Origin of the sequence: Okeania sp. SIO2F4, from assembly GCF_010672385.1 — a bacterium.
In the GTDB taxonomy this organism is placed as follows: Bacteria; Cyanobacteriota; Cyanobacteriia; order Cyanobacteriales; family Microcoleaceae; genus Trichodesmium.
In genome coordinates, this window is record NZ_JAAHGT010001062.1 from 1 (window position 1) to 3,129 (window position 3,129).

The 3,129-nt window shown below is 32.7% G+C and carries 1 protein-coding gene; it reads left to right on the plus strand.

Annotation, left to right across the window (positions count from 1 at the left end; genetic code table 11):
- The first annotated feature begins 875 nt into the window (after positions 1-875).
- Positions 876-3,020, plus strand: a complete 2,145-nt coding sequence (locus tag F6K22_RS37050) for a hypothetical protein (RefSeq protein WP_293109737.1) — start codon at positions 876-878, stop codon at positions 3,018-3,020.
- Positions 3,021-3,129: the final 109 nt, after the last annotated feature.

The window sequence follows — 3,129 nt, forward strand, 5'->3', positions numbered from 1 at the left end:
TGGAAGAAGGAGTAAATATTTAAAAGAATTCTGTACTACCTCAATACTTTAGTTATGAAGTAATGAGTAATAAATAATAAGTAAAGTTAACTAATGTTTTGGATAATTGTAGGAAAAGAGGTAAGCATTCAGCTATTAGCTGTCAGCTCTCAGCTTTTTAATAAATGAAGCAAGCATGAGCTTTTACAGTAACTTTGAATTCTTTTAAATCACGAAGATGCCAATTCCTTCTCTCAAGACAATGAAATTGATAGCTGAATGCTGACCGCTGAATGCTGACTGCTGAATGCTTACGAAAAGAGGGCAATTATATAGAATCCGGGTAATTTAGTTATCCCATAGCTAAAGAGTCAGAATTTAGAATTTAGAAAGGATTTGAATGGTATGAATTTTTAAATTCGTATTCAATAGAACTCTGTATCAAGAAGAGGTAATTTTGCGATTACTGTATAACAGGATTTTATAGAAGCCATTTAGTATCTTTGCTTGCGATTAAATTTTTGAGTTACGAGTTGGGAGTGAAATAGAGGCAATACAGAAAAAAGATTGAAAAATTCTCCCTTACTTCCCTACTTTGAAGATTAGCTATTGCGTATAGAGCAATAATAAATTCATTTTCTGAAGCACCCAGCCAGTAGAGGTGAGTAGTGAAATTTTCCTTCTATTGCTCAATACGCAATAATAGATTTATTTCCTGAAGCACCCAGCCAGTAGAGGTGAGTAGTGAAATTTTCCTTCTATCTATACTTCTATATTCAATACCCCTATCTCCCCCAACTATATAATAAAGATTTGATATTAGCGGAAGGGTTTGGAGAGCAAACCCCTACGGATTATTTTTATCGAACGGTATTTAAGTGAATTGGTATTCGCAAATGGAAAATATTGAAATTCACGAATTTAGCACAGGTATAATTCCCGAAATATTACCCGATGGTAAATGGATTTCCAGAGGATTTAAAGTAGGAGAATATATGAATTTAACATTGCCTAAAGTTCCCCATTTTTTAGGCAGAGCAATTGCTAATAAAGGTTTTGAAGTAGGCAAAGATCGTAATAGTCAAGAACCTACTTTTGTGGGGCGAGTTGTGTTGAGTATGAGTAAAGAAGAACCAGATTATTCGGTAGTTGCTGTAGTAACTTCCGGACAAGATGAATATGGGCGCTCGACTTCTTTTTATCGTTATTTTTTCTGTGTTGGAAAAGATAATATTTGGCAAATATTAGATTGGATAAAGACTCAGCAGCAACAGGGAATTAATCCGATATTTAATCCATCTGAAACTAAAGAAATTGGAAAACAAAACCAACATCCAGTTACTAGGAAACCAGAAATTAATTTACCTATAGATTGGCAAAATTGGCTGAAGACTAAAACTTTGCCTGTAATAATTCCTAGTGAATTATCTGACTTACAAATTATTAATAAAATTGCTGAAGTTAAAGCTAATGGTCAGCCTATATCATGGATTTATAATGTAGAAGCTGTTGAACGACCAGAACAATTTATAATTCTTCATCCGGCTAATGCGGAAGTAGCAGCAACTTTGACAGAAATACAGACGAAAATAATGGGAAATTCCTCTACAAATATCTCAAATAATATAGATGAAGCTGCTATAGAAACGGCAATTAAAGGATTAATTAGTGGTTCTCAAGTTAAGCAGGAATGGATAGAAAACTTAGTTTTAAAATTACAGACTGGTCAAGTTACATCAGAATATTTAAACAATTTATTTGATAATCTAGGAGCGAGTAATGCTGTTAAACAAGGAAATGCTAATGCTCAGATGGTTAGGTTATTAACTTTAAGGGCAATTTTTATTCCTGAAACTTTACCAGAATATCTGCATTGGTTAAATATTAATGGGGATGTAAAGAAAGAAGATGAAAAGCAAAAAATTTCTCTACAATTACAATCGCAACTGAGAAATTATCAAAATTTATTAGAACCATTAATTGTAGGAGGAGCAAATCATACCTTCTATCAAATATTAGGGAAAAAAATATCTGTTCCTGCCTGCTGTTGGCTGTTAAAAACTCAAGGCAGTTTATGGTCAGTATATTCCCATAAAATCAAACAACAAGTTCGTCACGATTTAGAATATTTAGAAAATAGTTTATTAAACAAAAATCTTGGTCAAGAAACAGATAAATTAGTCTATAGAAATGCTATCTGGAAAAAGTTAATTTCTTTCTTGAAGTCTCGTCGTTATCCCTGCAATTATTATCAACCTTTTGCAGATTTATTTTCTCAATTACCCGATGGTGAGTTAGCAGCTTATTTTCACCAAGTTAGTAATGGAAAAGTACCAAAAGAAATTTTCACCACAGCTTTTCCTAAATTCAAATCTACTTATAAAACAATTATTTTTGGGTTAACTGTTCATAAGGAATTAGCTTTTTCCGATCGTATTACTATATTAATTAGAAAGTATGGACGACCAGTAGCAGTAACTGCTCTGGTTATGCTTTCTCATGGTTTATTTTTTGCTTTGGGATACCAGGTAGGTAAGTTTAATAGTGGAAATATTACTGAAAGGGAAACTCTAGAATATCCTCTTGCTTCAGAAGAAATATTAACTGATGTAGAAATAATTACTGTAAGTGAAATTTCGACAGAAAAAATCGAAAAAGCACGAGAAAAATTTCCCACTACTAGCAGCGTAATTAAAGAAATTGTCCGGGAACTAGAGGAAGAAATATTAGCTCAAAGTTCTACATTAGTTACAACAGAAGAAGCACGTTTAGAGATTATTCAAGCAATTAAGCAAATTATAGAAAATGATGTAAAACTTCAGTATGCTGGGGTGGTCGAAGATGAGTTACTCGGCGATTCACTTAAATATATGGAAGCTAAAAAACAATGGATAGCAGCGATTTATTCCTATCAGAAAAAGTTTTTTAGTGATGGTTTTGGCTATATAGAACCGAATAAAAAAACTGCGGATAAATTAAAGTGCGATGTAGCAGATTTGTTGGCAATTAACTTGCAAACACGACCTCAACGTTGTGGATAAAAATCATAATTATGGCAATTAGCTATCAGCTTAAGTAAAAACTATTGGCTCACTTTTATTAATGTACTATAGCAATTCCCAAAAAGCGTGAGGTACAAAATTGTTTGGA

Coding starts and splice junctions, on each gene's coding strand:
- F6K22_RS37050 (WP_293109737.1), top strand. CDS start 876: ATGGAAAATATTGAAATTCACGAATTTAGCACAGGTATAATTCCCGAA.